The 14,939-nt window shown below is 61.8% G+C and carries 11 protein-coding genes; 7 read left to right on the top strand and 4 right to left on the bottom strand.

Translation table 11 applies throughout. From position 1 onward, the window contains the following. Positions 1–2 precede the first annotated feature (2 nt). The 6 genes from N434_RS14265 to N434_RS14290 all read left to right on the top strand — a co-directional run bounded on the left by N434_RS14265 (position 3) and on the right by N434_RS14290 (position 9,908). The gene (locus tag N434_RS14265) at positions 3–1,205 is read left to right on the top strand and encodes a type VI secretion system-associated FHA domain protein (protein ID WP_110758777.1); all 1,203 of its coding nucleotides are present in this window, start codon (positions 3–5) and stop codon (positions 1,203–1,205) included. Next, positions 1,195–2,535, top strand: a complete 1,341-nt coding sequence (gene tssK / locus N434_RS14270) for a type VI secretion system baseplate subunit TssK (RefSeq protein WP_065117855.1) — start codon at positions 1,195–1,197, stop codon at positions 2,533–2,535. The genes N434_RS14265 and tssK overlap by 11 nt, the downstream gene beginning before the upstream one ends. Continuing rightward, positions 2,532–4,037, top strand: a complete 1,506-nt coding sequence (gene tssL, locus N434_RS14275; protein WP_110758779.1) for a type VI secretion system protein TssL, long form — start codon at positions 2,532–2,534, stop codon at positions 4,035–4,037. The genes tssK and tssL overlap by 4 nt, the downstream gene beginning before the upstream one ends. Continuing rightward, the gene (gene tssM / locus N434_RS14280) at positions 4,034–7,522 is read left to right on the top strand and encodes a type VI secretion system membrane subunit TssM (protein ID WP_110758781.1); all 3,489 of its coding nucleotides are present in this window, start codon (positions 4,034–4,036) and stop codon (positions 7,520–7,522) included. The genes tssL and tssM overlap by 4 nt, the downstream gene beginning before the upstream one ends. An 81-nt stretch (positions 7,523–7,603) precedes the next feature. Beyond that, complete coding sequence (tagF, locus tag N434_RS14285) at positions 7,604–9,016, top strand: type VI secretion system-associated protein TagF (protein WP_110758783.1); 1,413 nt, start codon at positions 7,604–7,606, stop codon at positions 9,014–9,016. Further along, on the top strand, positions 9,003–9,908 hold the full coding sequence (locus N434_RS14290; protein ID WP_110758784.1) for a protein kinase domain-containing protein: 906 nt from the start codon (positions 9,003–9,005) through the stop codon (positions 9,906–9,908). Before tagF ends, N434_RS14290 begins: the two co-directional genes overlap by 14 nt. Positions 9,909–9,917: 9 nt before the next feature. Here N434_RS14290 and N434_RS14295 read toward each other — a convergent pair whose 3' ends face one another. Next, positions 9,918–11,051 (bottom strand): polysaccharide biosynthesis/export family protein, encoded by a 1,134-nt coding sequence (locus tag N434_RS14295; protein ID WP_110758786.1) that lies wholly within the window; start codon positions 11,049–11,051, stop codon positions 9,918–9,920. A 265-nt stretch (positions 11,052–11,316) separates the two neighbouring features. Between N434_RS14295 and N434_RS14300 the strand changes: the two genes are divergently transcribed. Continuing rightward, positions 11,317–11,613 carry a PRC-barrel domain-containing protein gene (locus tag N434_RS14300; RefSeq protein ID WP_003522015.1) on the top strand — a complete coding sequence of 99 codons (297 nt, stop codon included), beginning with the start codon at positions 11,317–11,319 and terminating at the stop codon, positions 11,611–11,613. A gap of 109 nt (positions 11,614–11,722) precedes the next feature. Here N434_RS14300 and N434_RS14305 read toward each other — a convergent pair whose 3' ends face one another. The 3 genes from N434_RS14305 to N434_RS14315 all read right to left on the bottom strand — a co-directional run bounded on the left by N434_RS14305 (position 11,723) and on the right by N434_RS14315 (position 14,938). After that, positions 11,723–12,448, bottom strand: coding sequence for an SDR family oxidoreductase (locus tag N434_RS14305; RefSeq protein WP_110758787.1), 726 nt, complete (start codon positions 12,446–12,448; stop codon positions 11,723–11,725). Between the two features lie 57 nt (positions 12,449–12,505). Beyond that, positions 12,506–14,116 carry an FGGY-family carbohydrate kinase gene (locus tag N434_RS14310; protein ID WP_110758789.1) on the bottom strand — a complete coding sequence of 537 codons (1,611 nt, stop codon included), beginning with the start codon at positions 14,114–14,116 and terminating at the stop codon, positions 12,506–12,508. Between the two features lie 90 nt (positions 14,117–14,206). Beyond that, entirely contained in the window at positions 14,207–14,938 is a 732-nt protein-coding gene (locus tag N434_RS14315; RefSeq protein ID WP_110758791.1) for an SDR family oxidoreductase, read from the bottom strand. Position 14,939: the final 1 nt, after the last annotated feature.

Consider the following 14,939-nt stretch of genomic DNA (forward strand, 5'->3'; position numbering starts at 1 on the left):
ACATGAAACTGGCGCTCAGGCACACACAGAATATCGGGGCCGCAAAACCCGGCCAATGGAGCTTCGAGCGCGGCCGCCGCGTCATCGGCCGGTCGCGGGATTGCGACTGGCAGATCGACGACGATGAACGGCGCGTTTCCAAGCTGCATTGCACGCTCAGCCGCGATGGTGAAGGTTTTACGATCGTGGACCAGAGTGCGAACGGCACGCTGGTCGATGGCCGGCTGCTGCTCGAAGGGGAAAGCGCGCGGCTGCAGGATGGCTCGCAGATCAACATCGGCGGCCAGATTTTCCAAGTGGTCATCAGCGGCGATGCCGAACTGGATTTTTCCGATCCCGATGCCTCCCTGCGGATGAGCGACGAACCCCTGACCATCTCCGCAATCCTTGCCGATATCGCCCCGAACGGGCGCTCCGCCGGCGGGGTGCTGGGCGGCACGCTGCCGCAGGATGACTGGATGGAAACGGGCGGCAGTGCCGCCGGCCCGAAACCCAAATCCATTTCACGCAATGTCGAGATCGGCTGGAGCGCTCCGCCCAAGGCCGGCGGCATGGGTGCGGTACTGCCGGAAGACTGGGATGAAGAGCCGGCCGCAAGCAGCAGGCACGAGCACACGGACGCGCTGAACACGCCGGTCATGATCGCACGCCCGGCATCACCGTCGCAGGGCGAGGATTTCGACAGCGTCTTTCCGGATGAAAACGAAGACCCCGCCGCAGAAGCAACATGGCCAGCAGAAACCTCCGGCGCAGAGGCAGGGATCGGCGATCTTCTGACCGCGCTCGAAAGGGAAAATGCCGAGTGCATGGCCGTTCTCGACATCGAAAGCGATCACACCGCTGCCGCGCCACATGCGTCACTAAGCGAACGCCTGGAAACCCTTATTCATCAGCAGCGTCGGCTTACCGCCTCTCTTGAAACACTCATGCACACATGCACGCAGAAACTCGAGCCGCGGCTTCTCGAAGCCTCGGTCGATGCCGGAAACGATATTCGCGCGAAAATCGAGCGCAGGGACTGGCAGTCGCTGATCACCAGGACCGATTACTGGTCCGCCTACAAAAAGCAGTTTGAAGAAAACGGCCGTCAATTGCCGGTCAGGCAGTTTCTGCAACGGGCAGCGCGCGGTGACGCCGCGCCCAGTGCAGAGCCTGACGCGATGACGACCGATGCCAAGGGGGTAAACAACCACGATGAGACATGAAAACCGTGTTGCCTGGAGCGAAGGCATGTTTCTTCGCGTCCAGCATTTCCAGCAATCCGACCGCTGGACGGAGCGCCTCGTGCGCAACACGACGCGCAATCTTTCTCCCTATCCCTGGGGCATTGCCGAGATCGGCATGGACCGCAGTGCGCTGTCGATCGGGCAGTTTGCCCTGTCGAACCTGCGCGGCGTTCTTCCCGATGGCACCCCTTTCGAGGCGCCGGAGGATTCCGACCTGCCGCCGCCGCTCGATCTCGATGACAGCGTCAAGGACGCCATTATCTATCTCGCCTTGCCCGCCCGCCAGCCCGGCAAGGCGGACATGTCCGCATCGGGCCGCAACGACACCAACAATGTGCGCTTCACCGCCTCCAGCTATGAGGTCTCCGACACCAATATCGAGACGGATTTTGTCGCACCCATCGATGTCGGCCGTCTCAGCCTGAAATTCCTCAAGACCGGCGACGACCTTTCCGGCTACGATCTTATCGGGCTTGCGCGGGTGATCGAGGTTCGCTCCGACCGTGCGGTCATCCTCGATCCGGATTTCATTCCGCCCAGTCTCACCTGCGCCGCGGCACCGCGTCTCAACGAGTTGCTGACGGAGCTTCTGGGGATCGTGCGCCACCGCGCCCAGGCGATCGCCGAGCGCATCGGCGATCCGACGATCCGCGGAACAGCGGAAGTGGGCGATTACTTCCTGCTGCAGATCCTCAACCGGGCCGATCCGCTGCTTTCGCATCGCGGCGCCAACGCCACGCGTTTTCACCCCATCCGTTTTTACGAGGACTGCATCCAGCTTGCCGGCGAACTCGCCACCTTCACGACGGACAAAAAACGGGCGACGAATTTCCCGCCCTATCGTCACGATGATCTGAAGGCCACCTTCGGCGCGGTTTTCGATGATCTGCGCACGTCGCTTTCGGCGGTTCTGGAACAGGCGGCCGTTGCCATCGAACTGGTGGAGCGCCGCCATGGCGTGCGTGTCGGCACCATCCACGACCGTACCCTGCTGCGCGATGCCGGTTTCGTTCTGGCGGTACGTGCTGATATGGCCGCCGAGGACATTCGCCGCCGGTTGCCGGCACAGATCAAGGTCGGGCCGGTCGAGCGGATTTCGGAACTGGTCAATGTCGCGCTGCCGGGCATTCCCGTGCGCTCGCTACCCGTTCTGCCGCGGCAATTGCCCTATCGTTCCGGCACCGTCTATTTCGAAATCGACACGACATCACCACTTTGGAAACAGCTCGAGACATCGGGCGCCATCGCCCTGCATCTGGCGGGCGAATTTCCCGGGCTTGAGATGGAAATGTGGGCGTTACGCGAATGAGCAACGAAAAGCCCTCCTCCTGGCAGGATTTACCAACGGTGGTCGAAATCACCGAGGAAAGCCGCCGCCGCAACCAGAACGCCCGCAACATGGCGACGATCCTCGAAGACATCATCGAGACCGACGAGCCGGCCGCACGGCCGAAAGGCAACACGACCACCATGCCGGTCGACCAGCTGCTTTCCGGCTTCCGCTTCGGTGGCGAGGATGTGCCGACGCTGGTGCAATCGGCAGCGCCGCTGCTCAATCTCGCGCATCTGTTGCGCTTCAGCGACGCCCAGCCGGACCCGGATCATCTGCGCCGTGCCTGCCTGGAGGCGATCACCCGCTATGAGCGCGATCTTGCCTCCGCCCGCATCAGCGCCGAGCGGGCACGGGCCGCGCATTATGTCGTCTGCGCAACCGTGGATGATGTCATTCTCAGCAAGCCCTGGGGCGTGCGGGCAGGCTGGGCGCGCTCCGGCCTTGTGTCCACCTTCCACAATGATGTCACCGGTGGCGACAGGGTTTTCGACATTCTCGACCACTTCCACCAGTCGCCCGGCGCCAACAAGGATCTGCTGCTGCTGATCTATCTGTGCCTGTCGCTCGCCTTTGAAGGACGCACCCGCGTTTCACCGAAGGGCGCGCTGGAGCTTTCGCGCATCCGCGACAGTCTCTACAAGACGCTGATCGGCCAGTATGGCGCTTTCGAGCGGGAACTTTCACCGCACTGGAAAGGTGTCGAGGCCCGGCATACGCCATTGCGGACGATGGCCGCGCTCTGGACGTTGCTGTCCCTGATGGCGCTCGCCTTCGCGCTTGGCTATCTTTTCTTCACACTGTCACTCAACAGCGCATCCGATGTCACTTTCGAGCGGCTGGCCCATCTGCCCCCAAACGAGACGCCGAGCGTGCTGATTGCGAGCCCTCCGCCGCAACCACCGGTCAAAGTCGATATTCCCAGGGTCGTGGAACCACCGAAGATCGTGGAACCGAAGCAACCGTCCCGGCTTGAAAAGCTGATGGCCTTCCTTCAGCCGGAGGTCGAAAAGAAGCTGGTCACGCTGGCGGATGTCAACGGACGACTGCGCATACGCATCAATAATTCAGGCCTTTTCGCCACCGGCAGCGCCGAGGTCAGCCCGCAGTTCCGCGATCTGATCCAGCGCATCGGCGGCGCGCTCGCGGCGGAAAAATTCCGCGCGGTCGTCATCGGCTATACCGATAACGTACCGATCAAGACCGTGGAATTCCCGTCGAACTGGCATCTTTCCGAAGCGCGCGCCAAAGCGGTCGGAGACATTCTTTCGCAATTCGCCGGCCCGGAAGCGATCCTGACGGAAGGCCGCGCCGACAGCGACCCGATCGCCGACAACAAGACGGATGAAGGCCGCGAGATAAACCGCAGAACGGAAATCATGGTCCTGACCAACCCCGATGAAAAACTGAGCGACGCCGGCATTCTCTCGCCGACCATAGAGAACAGTTCAGGACAGCAGCCGGGAGAGGCGCAGCCATGAATCCATTGAGTTATTTTTATACGATCCGCTCTTATGTCGAGAGCTATGCGGCCCTCGTCGGACGTCGCTTCCTGTCGCTCCTGTGGGTGATCGCGCTTTGCGTCGTCATCTGGTTTTACGGCTACCTGATTGCGCTCGGCGATTTCAAGCCGCTTGGAACGACGCAGGCCCGGCTCATCGCCATCGGCATTATTCTAGCCATCTGGCTGATCTACATCGTCGTCACGATTTACCGCGGCCGCAAGCAGGACAAGGAACTCGTCGACAGCATCGAGCGGGAGGCTCTCGCCAACCGTCAGGCCGAGATCGGCGAAATCCAGACACGCCTGAAGGAAGCCCTGGCGCTGTTGCGGCGCGTCACGAAAAAGCGGTTCGGTTACATATACGATCTGCCCTGGTACGTGATCTTCGGCGCACCGGGCTCCGGCAAGACGACGGCGCTGACCAATTCCGGCCTGCAATTTCCGCTTGGCGATGCGCTCGGCGAAAACGCGGTGAAAGGCATAGGCGGCACGCGCAACTGCAACTGGTGGTTCGCCGACGAGGCGATACTGATCGACACGGCAGGGCGTTACACCACACAGGATGATCTCGATGGCTCATCGAAAGCCGGCTGGGAAGGTTTCCTCGGCCTTCTGAGACGATATCGCCGTTCGCAGCCGATCAACGGCGCATTGGTGACATTGTCCATCCCCGATCTTCTCACCCGCGATCCCGAGGAGCAGCGGCAGGAGTTGCGCTCCATCCGGCAGCGCCTTTCGGAACTGGATGAATATCTGCACGCCCGCGTGCCGGTCTATATCGTGCTGACCAAGGCCGACCTCCTGCATGGCTTTGTGGAATTCTTCGACGGTTTCAACAAGACCGATCGCCAGCAGGTCTGGGGCACGACCTTCAAGCTGGATGAGAGCTATTCCGCCAAGGACCTGCCGCAACGGCTGACGGAAGAGTTCGAACTGTTGCAGCAGCGGGTCGACGCGATGCTGATCGAGCGCCTGCAGCAGGAACAGAATGCGGAGATACGCGGGCGTATCTTCCGGTTCCCGGCGGAGCTGGCGCGGCTGAAAGACCGGCTTCACGAAGCTCTGAGCGAACTTTGCGCTAGTTCCCCCCTGATCGAAGCGCCGCTTCTACGCGGCGTCTATCTCGCTTCTGGAACGCAGCCGGAAACGGAACGGCCTGTCAGTGCACCACGGGCTCGCCGCAGCTATTTCCTTGCGCGGCTCTTCAAGGATGTCATCTTCCCGGAAGCCGCGCTGGTGATGCGCGACAAGCGCCTTTCGGGGCGGCAGCTGCTTGTCCGGCGCATTGCCTATACGGCCTGCGCGGTCGCGGTTGCCGTCGTCTTCACGGGCTGGATTTTCACCTATTTCGCCAATACGCAGGCGCTGGCGGAAGCCGACCGCAGGCTCGGCGCCTATGAGCAGCTGGTCCAAGGCATTCCCGTGCGCGATGTCGCCGATGCCGATTTCCTGCGCATCCTTCCAGCACTCGATAATCTGCGTGACGTCAATTCCGGCTTTGCCCGGGAGCGTGTGTGGAATGTCAGTTTCGGTCTCGATCAGGAAGACAAGATCGCCGGGCGGCAGCGCGATGCCTATCAGCGCGCACTGAACGCCCTTCTGCTGCCGCGCATGATCGTGCAGCTGCAGAAACAGCTAAAGGACGAAAAGGATGTCACCCGCACGTTCAATTCGCTGAAACTCTATGGAATGCTTGGCGGCATGGGCGCATTGGACCGGGATTTCCTGACAATGCAGACACATCAGATGTTCGCGTCCCTTTATCCCGGCGACGGAAGGGCGGCGGCCCGGGAGGCGCTGGACCAGCACGCAAGGGCCCTGGCGGATGGCGTACTCGCCCCGATCGAGCTTGATGCCCGCCTCATCGACACCGCCCGCGAAACCATCCGCGACCAGGCGATCGGCACCCGTGCCTATGATATTCTCGCCGGCCTTCCGCAGGCGCAGGAGCTGATGGAATGGACGCCCGCCACGGCCTTCGGCCCGCTTGGAGAACGCGCTTTCGAACGCCGCAGCAAGGCCCCGATGGCGGAGGGCATAGAAGGCCTCTTCACGGCGCAAGGATATCGCAGCGTCGTCATTCCGCAGATCGCCCATGCGGCGCGTATCGCGCTTTCGGAAGGATGGGTGCGTGGTTCCGACGACGCGATCCGCGGCGCGACGGTCGAACAGGTGGCACAGGCCGCGCTGCAAATCTATTTCGACCGTTTCGAGAAGAAATGGGCCGATACGCTGGCCGATCTGAGGGTCAAGCCCTCCCAGACGCTGGGCGACGCGGTGGAAACAACCCGCGCCCTCGCCAATGAGCGCAACATTCTGGTGGAGGCGGCAAAATCCATCGCCGAAGCGACCGATCTGCGCCCCAGTGTGGGCGCAGATCCGGCCAGCCTCGCTTCCGCCGCCGAAGGCGATGCAACGGCGGCCGTTCTTGCCGCCACCGTGAATGCGGCGGACCCCTATGCGCGATTGCGGGATATGCTGGCGGCCAAGGGAGCCGCCCCGGCAGCCGGCGCGGAAACCAATGGCGGCAAGGCAGCGGGCTCTCCAGCCGAGCAGCTGCTTTCCAATTTCAAGATGCTGAACGAGCAGCTCGCCCGCTCTGCAACCACCTCCGACGAGGTCGCCAAGGTGTTCGATGTGGACAGCCAGCTGACCAAGGCCAATCAGGACCTGCTGCAGCAGGCACGCCAACTGCCGGCGCCGCTCGATGTCTGGGTGGCGGGGGTGGCGGCCGATGTCGGCTCGCTTGCGGTCAAATCCGCACGCAGCCGTATTGCAGACCTCTGGGCGGCCGATTCAGCCTCCCTGTGCTCTTCGATCGTGACCGGGCGTTATCCTTTCGACCGGTCCTCCTCCCGCGATGTCGCCATTGCGGATTTTACGCGTCTGTTCGGCCCGACCGGAGTTTTCCAGAGCTTCTTCAAGCAGCGCATGGAGCCTTTCGTTGACAAGACGACCACCCCCTGGAGCTGGAAAGGCACCTTCGGCGCCGCCGGCATTCCAAGCAGCGCCATCGCCCAGTTCGAAAATGCCGACAAGATTTCGCGTGCCTTCTTCCCGAATGGCAGCGAGACGCCGGCGGTTTCGATCAATGTCAAACCCGTTTCGCTCACCAATGCCTCCAGCGCCGTGATGCTGGAAATCGAGGGTGAGCGGGTGGTCTATTATCACGGCCCGATCCAGGCGAAGTCGATCACCTGGCCCTCCCGTGAGAATACGGCGAGCCTGTCGCGCATCGCCTTCCAGCCGGGCGGCTGGCAGCAGGCGAAGACCGAAAACGGCGACTGGTCACCATTCCGCCTGTTCGACGGCGCAAATATCGAAAGCCAGTCCGGTGATCTTTTGCGGGTACGGTTTGATAATGGCGGCCAGACGGCCGAATTCGATATTCAGTTCGGGTCGGTTCTCAATCCATTCAGACTGGAGGCGATGTCGAGCTTTGCCTGCCCCCAGCAGTTTTGACGGCAGGCGGCATATGGATTTTTAACGGAGGGGATTGAAAATGGTAGCGATGACGACAACCTCAGCGGTCGTTTCCGTCTGATGGTCAATCAGGCATCGAGACCCGCGGAAACCGCAGCGGAAAGCGACCGCATCGGTTTCTTCGGCAAGGTACCCAGCCACGGCGATTTCATCTCCGACGGCCTTGAACGGGAATTGATCAGCATCTTTGACGACTGGATGCGATCCGGCCTGCATGCCTGCGCGGATATGTTCTCCGGCCGCTGGCCAGCCATATTCTCATCGTCCCCACCCATACGCTTCATCATTGAAAGGGGCATCTGGGGAAACTGCGCCTATGTGGGCGTGCTGCTGCCCAGCACGGACCGGGTGGGGCGGAAATATCCGCTCGCCATCATCGCCCAGCTCAACAGCTTCCGGAAACATCCAAGAACACTCTATCTGGACGACACCTGGTTCATGGCGGCCGAGGCCCTGGCCGAGACCTCCATGACCGGCGATTTCGAGATTGCGCGCTTCAACGCCGCGGTCAGGAAACTGCGGTTGCCAAAACCCCGGGAGGACGACGACGAACCGGAAATGGCGCGCGGCCGACCGCCGACCAGCCTCTGGTGGCATATCGATCCCCTCAGCCGCCGACCGCGAGGGCTCAAATTCGACGGCAAGCCGAAGGCTTCCGATTTCATGCGCCTGTTCAGCGAAATGGCGGGCAAGAGCGATGAGGACGGGGCGGGTGCCGCCCGCGCCCATGCGCCGACGCAAGACAGCGCGCCTGCGCAGGCACCTCCGCCAACGCGGCCTGCGCGCTCCGCCGAGCCGCCGTCGCCGGTCATCTACAGCTATGCGACGCACGCGGGAACGCGGCTGTCCCTGAATGCGGATTCGCTGTTCGTTTCAAGAGACCCTGCCCTCTTCGCCATAGCCGACGGACAGGGAGATACACACGGCGCCGTTGAAGCTGCCCGACTGGTCACCAACATTCTGTCCGAGACCCCGGATGCCGACAATCCGGAGATGATGACGCAGAACATTCGGGGAAAGCTCGGCACCGTCAACAGCCTTCTTTTGTCACGGCAGGCCGCAGCCGCGGAAAACAGGCCGGCCGCCAGTGTGGTCATCGCCCATATCAGCGTCGACAGGCTGAGCATCGTCTGGTCCGGCGACGCACGCGCCTACCTTCTGAAAAACGGAACGATGCATCAGCTTTCCCGCGATCACGTCGTTGTCGGCATGAAAAAGCAGCTGTCCCAATGCGTCGGACTTTCCCAGCAGTTCCGTCCGGATATCATTCATGAAGACTGGGGGCCGCAGGACAGGCTGCTTCTCTGCAGCGCCCCGCTGGTGCAGATCCTGAAAGAGCGAACAATTGCCGAGGTCATCAGTGGCACGCTTCTCAAGGAATGCGCCGGCGCCCTGATACAGGAAGCGCTGATCGAAAACGCACGCGAAAACATCAGCGCCATCGTGATTGGAAACGAGCGTGAGCAACGATGAGCTGCAAGGCCCGGATTCTGCATATTTGCAGGTGAGCGCGCGCTTTTCCGAACTGTGGCGGAGTATTCGCCATGACGGCACGCGCGAAAGGCCCGCCGAAGAACAGAACGACCTGATCGATCGGCTGCGGAATGCGCTCGATCGAAAGGTCTCACATTTTTCAGCAGTAAAACCCGTCTGGATCGCCGACAGCTTTGCCGTCGAGGGAATTGCCCATGAGAGCGACACGACGCTGCTTTTGAAACTGCGGCACCGTGACCTCGGCTCCCTTCACGCCCTGAAAACCGTGCCGCCGGCATCGGCGGACGATGCGGCGCTGCTGCAAAGACTGCGGGAGGAGGCACAGATCGGGCTTGCCCTGCGCCACCCGTGCCTGGTGGAAACATCCGCACTGTTGCGATTGCCCGATGGGCGGCCGGGGCTTTTGCAGCCATGGCTCCCGTTATCGCTGGCGTCGCAGACCATCGCCCGGCCAATCACTCTACAGGATGCGGTTGTTGTGCTTCGCCGGGTGCTGGAAGGCCTGAACGCCATGCATATGCGGGGATATGTTCATTGCGATGTGACGCCTGCCAATATTCTGCTGCAGGAGGATGGCGTCGCGACCGTCAGGCTCGGCGATTTCGGCATTGCGCTGGAAATTGGCCAGAAGCACAGGCAACGGGGCATGGCATTTGCCGCCTCGGCCGGATTTGCGGCACCGGAGCAGATGCAGGGTGCGGCCGCAAACCCAAATCAGGATATTTTCTCAGTCGGGCGGCTTGCCTTGCGGCTCATCGCAACAATGGAGGCGCACGCAACGGAGAAGCTTTCGCATTTCGCCCGCGCCTGTTGCCTTGATGACCCCGCTTCACGGCCGCAATCGGCAATGGATGCGCTACAGCTTTTGTAGCGCGGCCTGTCAGTTGCCGCTACCTGGCAGAGGGGCGGCGGCCGTCGGCACGCTCTTCTGGAACACGGTCAGCAGCTTGGCCGAATCCACCAGAGGTGCGTTGCTGGCATAAAGCACATCGCCCTTCTGCATCTGGAAGAGCTGCATGAGCGCGATGCTGGACGCATCCCGCATGTTGACGTGATAGATCACCGGCCGCATGCTCGTCGCCGTCGCAACCGGGCCCTTGGCGCCGGAAGCAGTCGCCGCCGGAACCTGAGTGATCTCGTTGCGGAAGACATAGACATTGCGGGCATCGGCGCGGTCATCCAGCAGACCACCGGCACGGCCGACGGCCTGCGCCAATGTCAGCTTGCCGGATTCGAACTGGAACTCACCCGCACTCTTGAAGGCGCCAAGCGCCGTGTAGCTGGCGGCATCGCCATCGATCATGACCTGATCATCGGGCGAAAGACGGATATTCTGGCGATCTTCCCGCATGACGCGGTCAAGCGGTGCGCTGGCTCTCTGCGAGCCGCGAACGACGGTGACCGTGGCCGCACCCGGGGCAACCGTCGGGCCACCGGCCTGATTGAGCGCGTCGAGCACCCGCTCCTGACGGGCGGTGAGCACGATCTTTCCGGGGGTCTTGACCGCACCGCTGAGCATGACGGCGCTCGTCGGCTTGTCGACGACGGTAACGACCGCCTGCGGATTGACGGCAGAGCCCTTGAGCCCGGCGACGACCTGGGATTGCAGCCCCTCCGGCGTCGAATCCACTACCCTCTGCTTGCCGACGAAAGGAATATTGACCGACCCGCTCTGATCCACGGTGAAGCGGCCGAGGTTAAGGGTCTTGCTTTGCGTCGGGGAGAAAAGCCCGTCCTCGCCCGTGTCCAGCACGGTAATGTCGATCACGTCGCCGCGCCGCAATCTCTGGGCGTTGTAGCCGGTGTTGCGAAGTGCGGTCAGCCCGGGACCGGAGGCGCTCTGCGGGCCCGCAGAAACCGTGGCCGCTGGCGCGTTCGCCAGTTCGATGACAGGGATTTTCTCGTTGGTCCGAGGGAAAGTCGCAGACCGGATATTGCCCGCAGTCGGCCCGTCAGATGGTTTTGCACATGCGCTCAGCAGAGCCACCAGCAGAACCGCCCCCAACTTCTTCATCCCTCATCCCCTTGATGATTCAACCTGACGCAGAGATAACATCACGATACGTCACCGCAACAACTTTAACGGTTGCAATTCAGAGAAAGCCCGTTTTCCAGAGAAAAGGTGTGACCATTCCGCAACCTTTTTACAGGCATGCCGCTGGCGACCCCAACAATGCACCGATGAGAAATGACCTGCCTCCGCCAGCCACGACATTCGGATGGAACGGTTTTGCAGTGCGGGAGTTTGATTTCTGCAAACCAAGACAGGAGGAAGAACAATGGACCACACCAATCACGTACGTCTGGTTGAAACGGAACTGACGCCATCGGTGCTTGAAGGGGCGACTGTTTATGGTGCGGACGATCACAAGGTTGGCAAGGTCGACCACGTCCATGGCGTGGGAGCCGGCAGCACCGCGATCATCGATGTCGGCGGTTTTCTCGGCATCGGCGCAAAGCCGGTCGCAGTGCCGCTCAGCGACCTCGATTTCATGCGGGACGAAGACGGCGATGTCCACGCGGTCACTTCATGGACGAAGGACCAGCTGAAGGACATGCCCGAACATCGCCATTGATCCAAAAAAACGCCCGGCGGTTTGCCGGGCGTTCTTTCGACTTGCGGGCGGCACCTGCGCATCCGCCTCTCTCTCTCAATGCCTCAGTCCCGAACCTGTCTGCCAAACGTCAAACGGCGAGGAAACCGCCATCCACGGGCAAAACGGCGCCGGAAATCATCTTGCTGTCATCCGAAAGCAGCAGCGCGATGCTCTGTGCCACCTCTTCAGCTTCGGCAAAACGGTTGAGCGGATGGCGAACCATCATCGGCTGGCTCTTGACGGGATCGTTCCAGGCTTCTGCCGCCAGTTCGGTCAGCGTGATCGTCGGCGCGACGGCGTTAACGCGGATACCATGGGCGCCAAGCTCCTTGGCGAGAACACGGGTTGCGCCTTCCAGCCCGGCCTTCGACGCTGCGTAACACAGGTGATCCTGAAAACCGCGATGGCCGGCGATGGAGGTGATGTTGACGATGGCGCCACCGCCACCCTTGGCGACACGAGCGCGGGCAAATTCCTGGCAGGTGACGAGCGCGGCGCGCAGGTTGATGCCCAGCACGGCCTCATAGCCGGCATCGCTCATGTCGAGCACGCTTTCCAGCACATTGATACCGGCGCTGTTGATCAGGAAGTCGCACGGGCCAGCTTCCGCCATGGCGGCACGGGTGGCGACGACATCGGCAAGATCGACACGGATCGAACGGCCGCCGATTTCGCTTTTCAGGCTGTCGAGATCGGACTGCGTGCGGCTGATCGCCACCACTTCCGCACCGCGTGCGGCCATCAGCTGCGCACAGGCGCGGCCGATGCCTTTGCCTGCGCCGGTGATGATGACGGACTTTCCGGAAAACTGCATGGAATCCTCGTTATTTTGCGGCCAACACAGCCGGATGATCTAAACTTGTGACGCGGCTCAGGAATGGCTGGCGGATCGAATGGCGCGCGCCGCATTCTGGAGCGCCAGAAACGCGTCGTACCGCGACTGATGAACCTTCTGAAAAGCCGGATCAGGTGAAGCACAGCTGGCGATCCGCGACATGGCGGGCATCGCCGCCATCAGGTCCGGATAGGTTCCGGCGGCAACCGCGCCAAGCATCGCAGATCCGAGAAGCACCGGCTCTTCGCATTCGGTGAGTTCGACCGGGAGGCCAGTCGCATCGGCTAGCAACTGCCGGGCAAGCGGATGAGCGCCGGCCCCGCCGCTGACACTGATGGTTTCCACCGGCGCGCCGTTGCGGGCCTGCGTTTCGATGATCTGGCGAAGACCGTAACCGAGGCCGAGAAGCCCCGCCACATAAAGCGCGACAAGGGAATCCACGCCGGTCTCCATGCCATAACCGGCAATGACCGCGCGGGCATGGGGATCGGCAAAGGGGGCACGGTTACCGAGGAACTCCGGCACCACATGAAAATCCTCGGCGACTTCAGCTGCGGCGGAAGCGGATGCGGCAAGGCCGAGCGCGCGGTCGGCAAGCCAAACCGGCAAGGCTTTGCCTTCCTTCTCGGCAAGCACCTTCGCCTCGGCAAAGGCAGGATGTAATTGCACCAGATAATCGATGGCCGCGCCGGCGGCGGACTGGCCGCCCTCATTCAACCAGGCGCCGGGAACCATGGCGGAATAATAGGGACCCCAGACACCCGGCACGAAGGCGGGGTCAGTGGTGGTGGTCATGGTGCAGGACGAGGTGCCGAAGACATAACCGAGGCATCGCGATGCATCACCGCCGGCAGCCACGGTGCCAACGCCACCGGCATGGGCATCGATCAGGCCTGCGGCAACCGCCGTGCCCGCAACCAGCCCCATGGCTTTTGCCGCCTCTTCGGTCAGGCCGTTACCCAGCGCCGTGCCGGGATGGACGACGCTTTCACCGATACGACGGAAGCCCTGTTCGGCGAGATCGCCAAGCCCGATGTGGTTGAAATATTCCGCATCCCAGCGGTTTTCATGAGCAAGATAGGTCCACTTACAGGTTACCGTGCAGGCGGAACGATCAAGCGCGCCGGAAGCCTTCCATGTCAGAAAATCCGTCAGGTCGAAGAAGTGCTCGGCACGGGCATAGACATCCGGCCGGTTTTCACGAAGCCACAAAAGCTTCGGCGTCTGCATTTCGGGAGAGATGCGGCCGCCAACATATTTCAGGACAGCATGCTCTCCAGCATTGATGCGCTCCGCCTGTTCAACGGCGCGGTGATCCATCCAGACGATGATATCGCGTTCGGGATGATCGGCAGCGCCGACCGGCAGGGTCTCATCATCAGGCCCGCGAACAACCAGCGAGCAGGTCGCGTCAAAACCGATGCCGGCAACTTCAGCCGGATTAATGCCGGCGCGGGAAACGCTTTCGCGCACGCTGTCGCAAACCGCCTGCCACACCTCACCGCTCGACTGTTCGGCAATGCCGCCATCCTCGCGGTGCATGCTGATCGGGCGCTTGGCGGTAGCGAGAAGCTTGCCTGCGACATCGAAGACACCGGCCCGCGCCGAGCCTGTCCCGACATCGACGCCAACAAGGTAGGAAGCCATTTGCGATACTCCTCGGAGCGGATCATCCGGTGCTTGAACGATATGGAGCGGCTGGACCGGTTCCGATTTCCCCAGCCGCTCCAGAAGTTTTTAAACGCGGTCGAAGTTGGTCGGAAGAACCAGCATGTCGCGGATGGTGACGGTGCGCTTACGCGTCAGCATGTAGATGACCGCATCGGCCACTTCGCTCGCATCGATAAGGCTACCCGATTCCTTGGCCTTGCGGAGGTTTTCCTCCGGCCAGTCCGCCAGAAGTGCGGAGACGACCGGGCCGGGAGAGACCTGCGCAACGCGCACGCCGTGCGGGATCATCTGGCGGCGCATGCCCTGCACGAAGCTGGTGATCGCCCATTTCGAGCCCGAATAGACCGGCTCCCAATAGGTCGGGAAATGGCCGGCGATCGAGCAGGTGACGATGATATCGCCCGTCTTGCGCTCCGACATGTGCGGCACGACGGCCTGCACATTCTTCATCACGGCGTTGACGTTGAGGTTCAGCATCTTGTCGATGGCTTCAGGCGTCGTTTCGGTCAGCTCACCGCCGATATAGGTACCGGCATTGCAATAGAGGATGTCGATATGATCGACTTTCCCGAGGATTTCCGGGATCATGGCATTGCAGCTGTCGGCATCGAGCAGGTTCGTCACCTGCGGGATGGCGCGGTCACCAAGCTTGGCGGCCAGATCATTCAAGGCTTTCTCGTTCCAGTCGACCATGACCACGGTTGCGCCCTGTTCCAAGAGCGCTTCTGTTGTGGCAAGCCCGATGCCGGATGCGGCGCCGGTGATGACCGCGATCTTGCCTTGCAGCGATTCAGACATT

It is taken from the genome of Rhizobium sp. UGM030330-04, assembly GCF_003208455.1.
In the GTDB taxonomy this organism is placed as follows: domain Bacteria; phylum Pseudomonadota; class Alphaproteobacteria; order Rhizobiales; family Rhizobiaceae; genus Agrobacterium; species Agrobacterium rhizogenes_A.

Bases quoted from the DNA above. Each gene is read 5' to 3' on its own strand.
- N434_RS14265 (WP_110758777.1), top strand. From the start codon at position 3: ATGAAACTGGCGCTCAGGCACACACAGAATATCGGGGCCGCAAAACCC.
- tssK (WP_065117855.1), top strand. From the start codon at position 1,195: ATGAGACATGAAAACCGTGTTGCCTGGAGCGAAGGCATGTTTCTTCGC.
- tssL (WP_110758779.1), top strand. From the start codon at position 2,532: ATGAGCAACGAAAAGCCCTCCTCCTGGCAGGATTTACCAACGGTGGTC.
- tssM (WP_110758781.1), top strand. From the start codon at position 4,034: ATGAATCCATTGAGTTATTTTTATACGATCCGCTCTTATGTCGAGAGC.
- tagF (WP_110758783.1), top strand. From the start codon at position 7,604: ATGGTCAATCAGGCATCGAGACCCGCGGAAACCGCAGCGGAAAGCGAC.
- N434_RS14295 (WP_110758786.1), bottom strand. From the start codon at position 11,051: ATGAAGAAGTTGGGGGCGGTTCTGCTGGTGGCTCTGCTGAGCGCATGT.
- N434_RS14300 (WP_003522015.1), top strand. From the start codon at position 11,317: ATGGACCACACCAATCACGTACGTCTGGTTGAAACGGAACTGACGCCA.
- N434_RS14305 (WP_110758787.1), bottom strand. From the start codon at position 12,448: ATGCAGTTTTCCGGAAAGTCCGTCATCATCACCGGCGCAGGCAAAGGC.
- N434_RS14310 (WP_110758789.1), bottom strand. From the start codon at position 14,116: ATGGCTTCCTACCTTGTTGGCGTCGATGTCGGGACAGGCTCGGCGCGG.
- N434_RS14315 (WP_110758791.1), bottom strand. From the start codon at position 14,938: ATGTCTGAATCGCTGCAAGGCAAGATCGCGGTCATCACCGGCGCCGCA.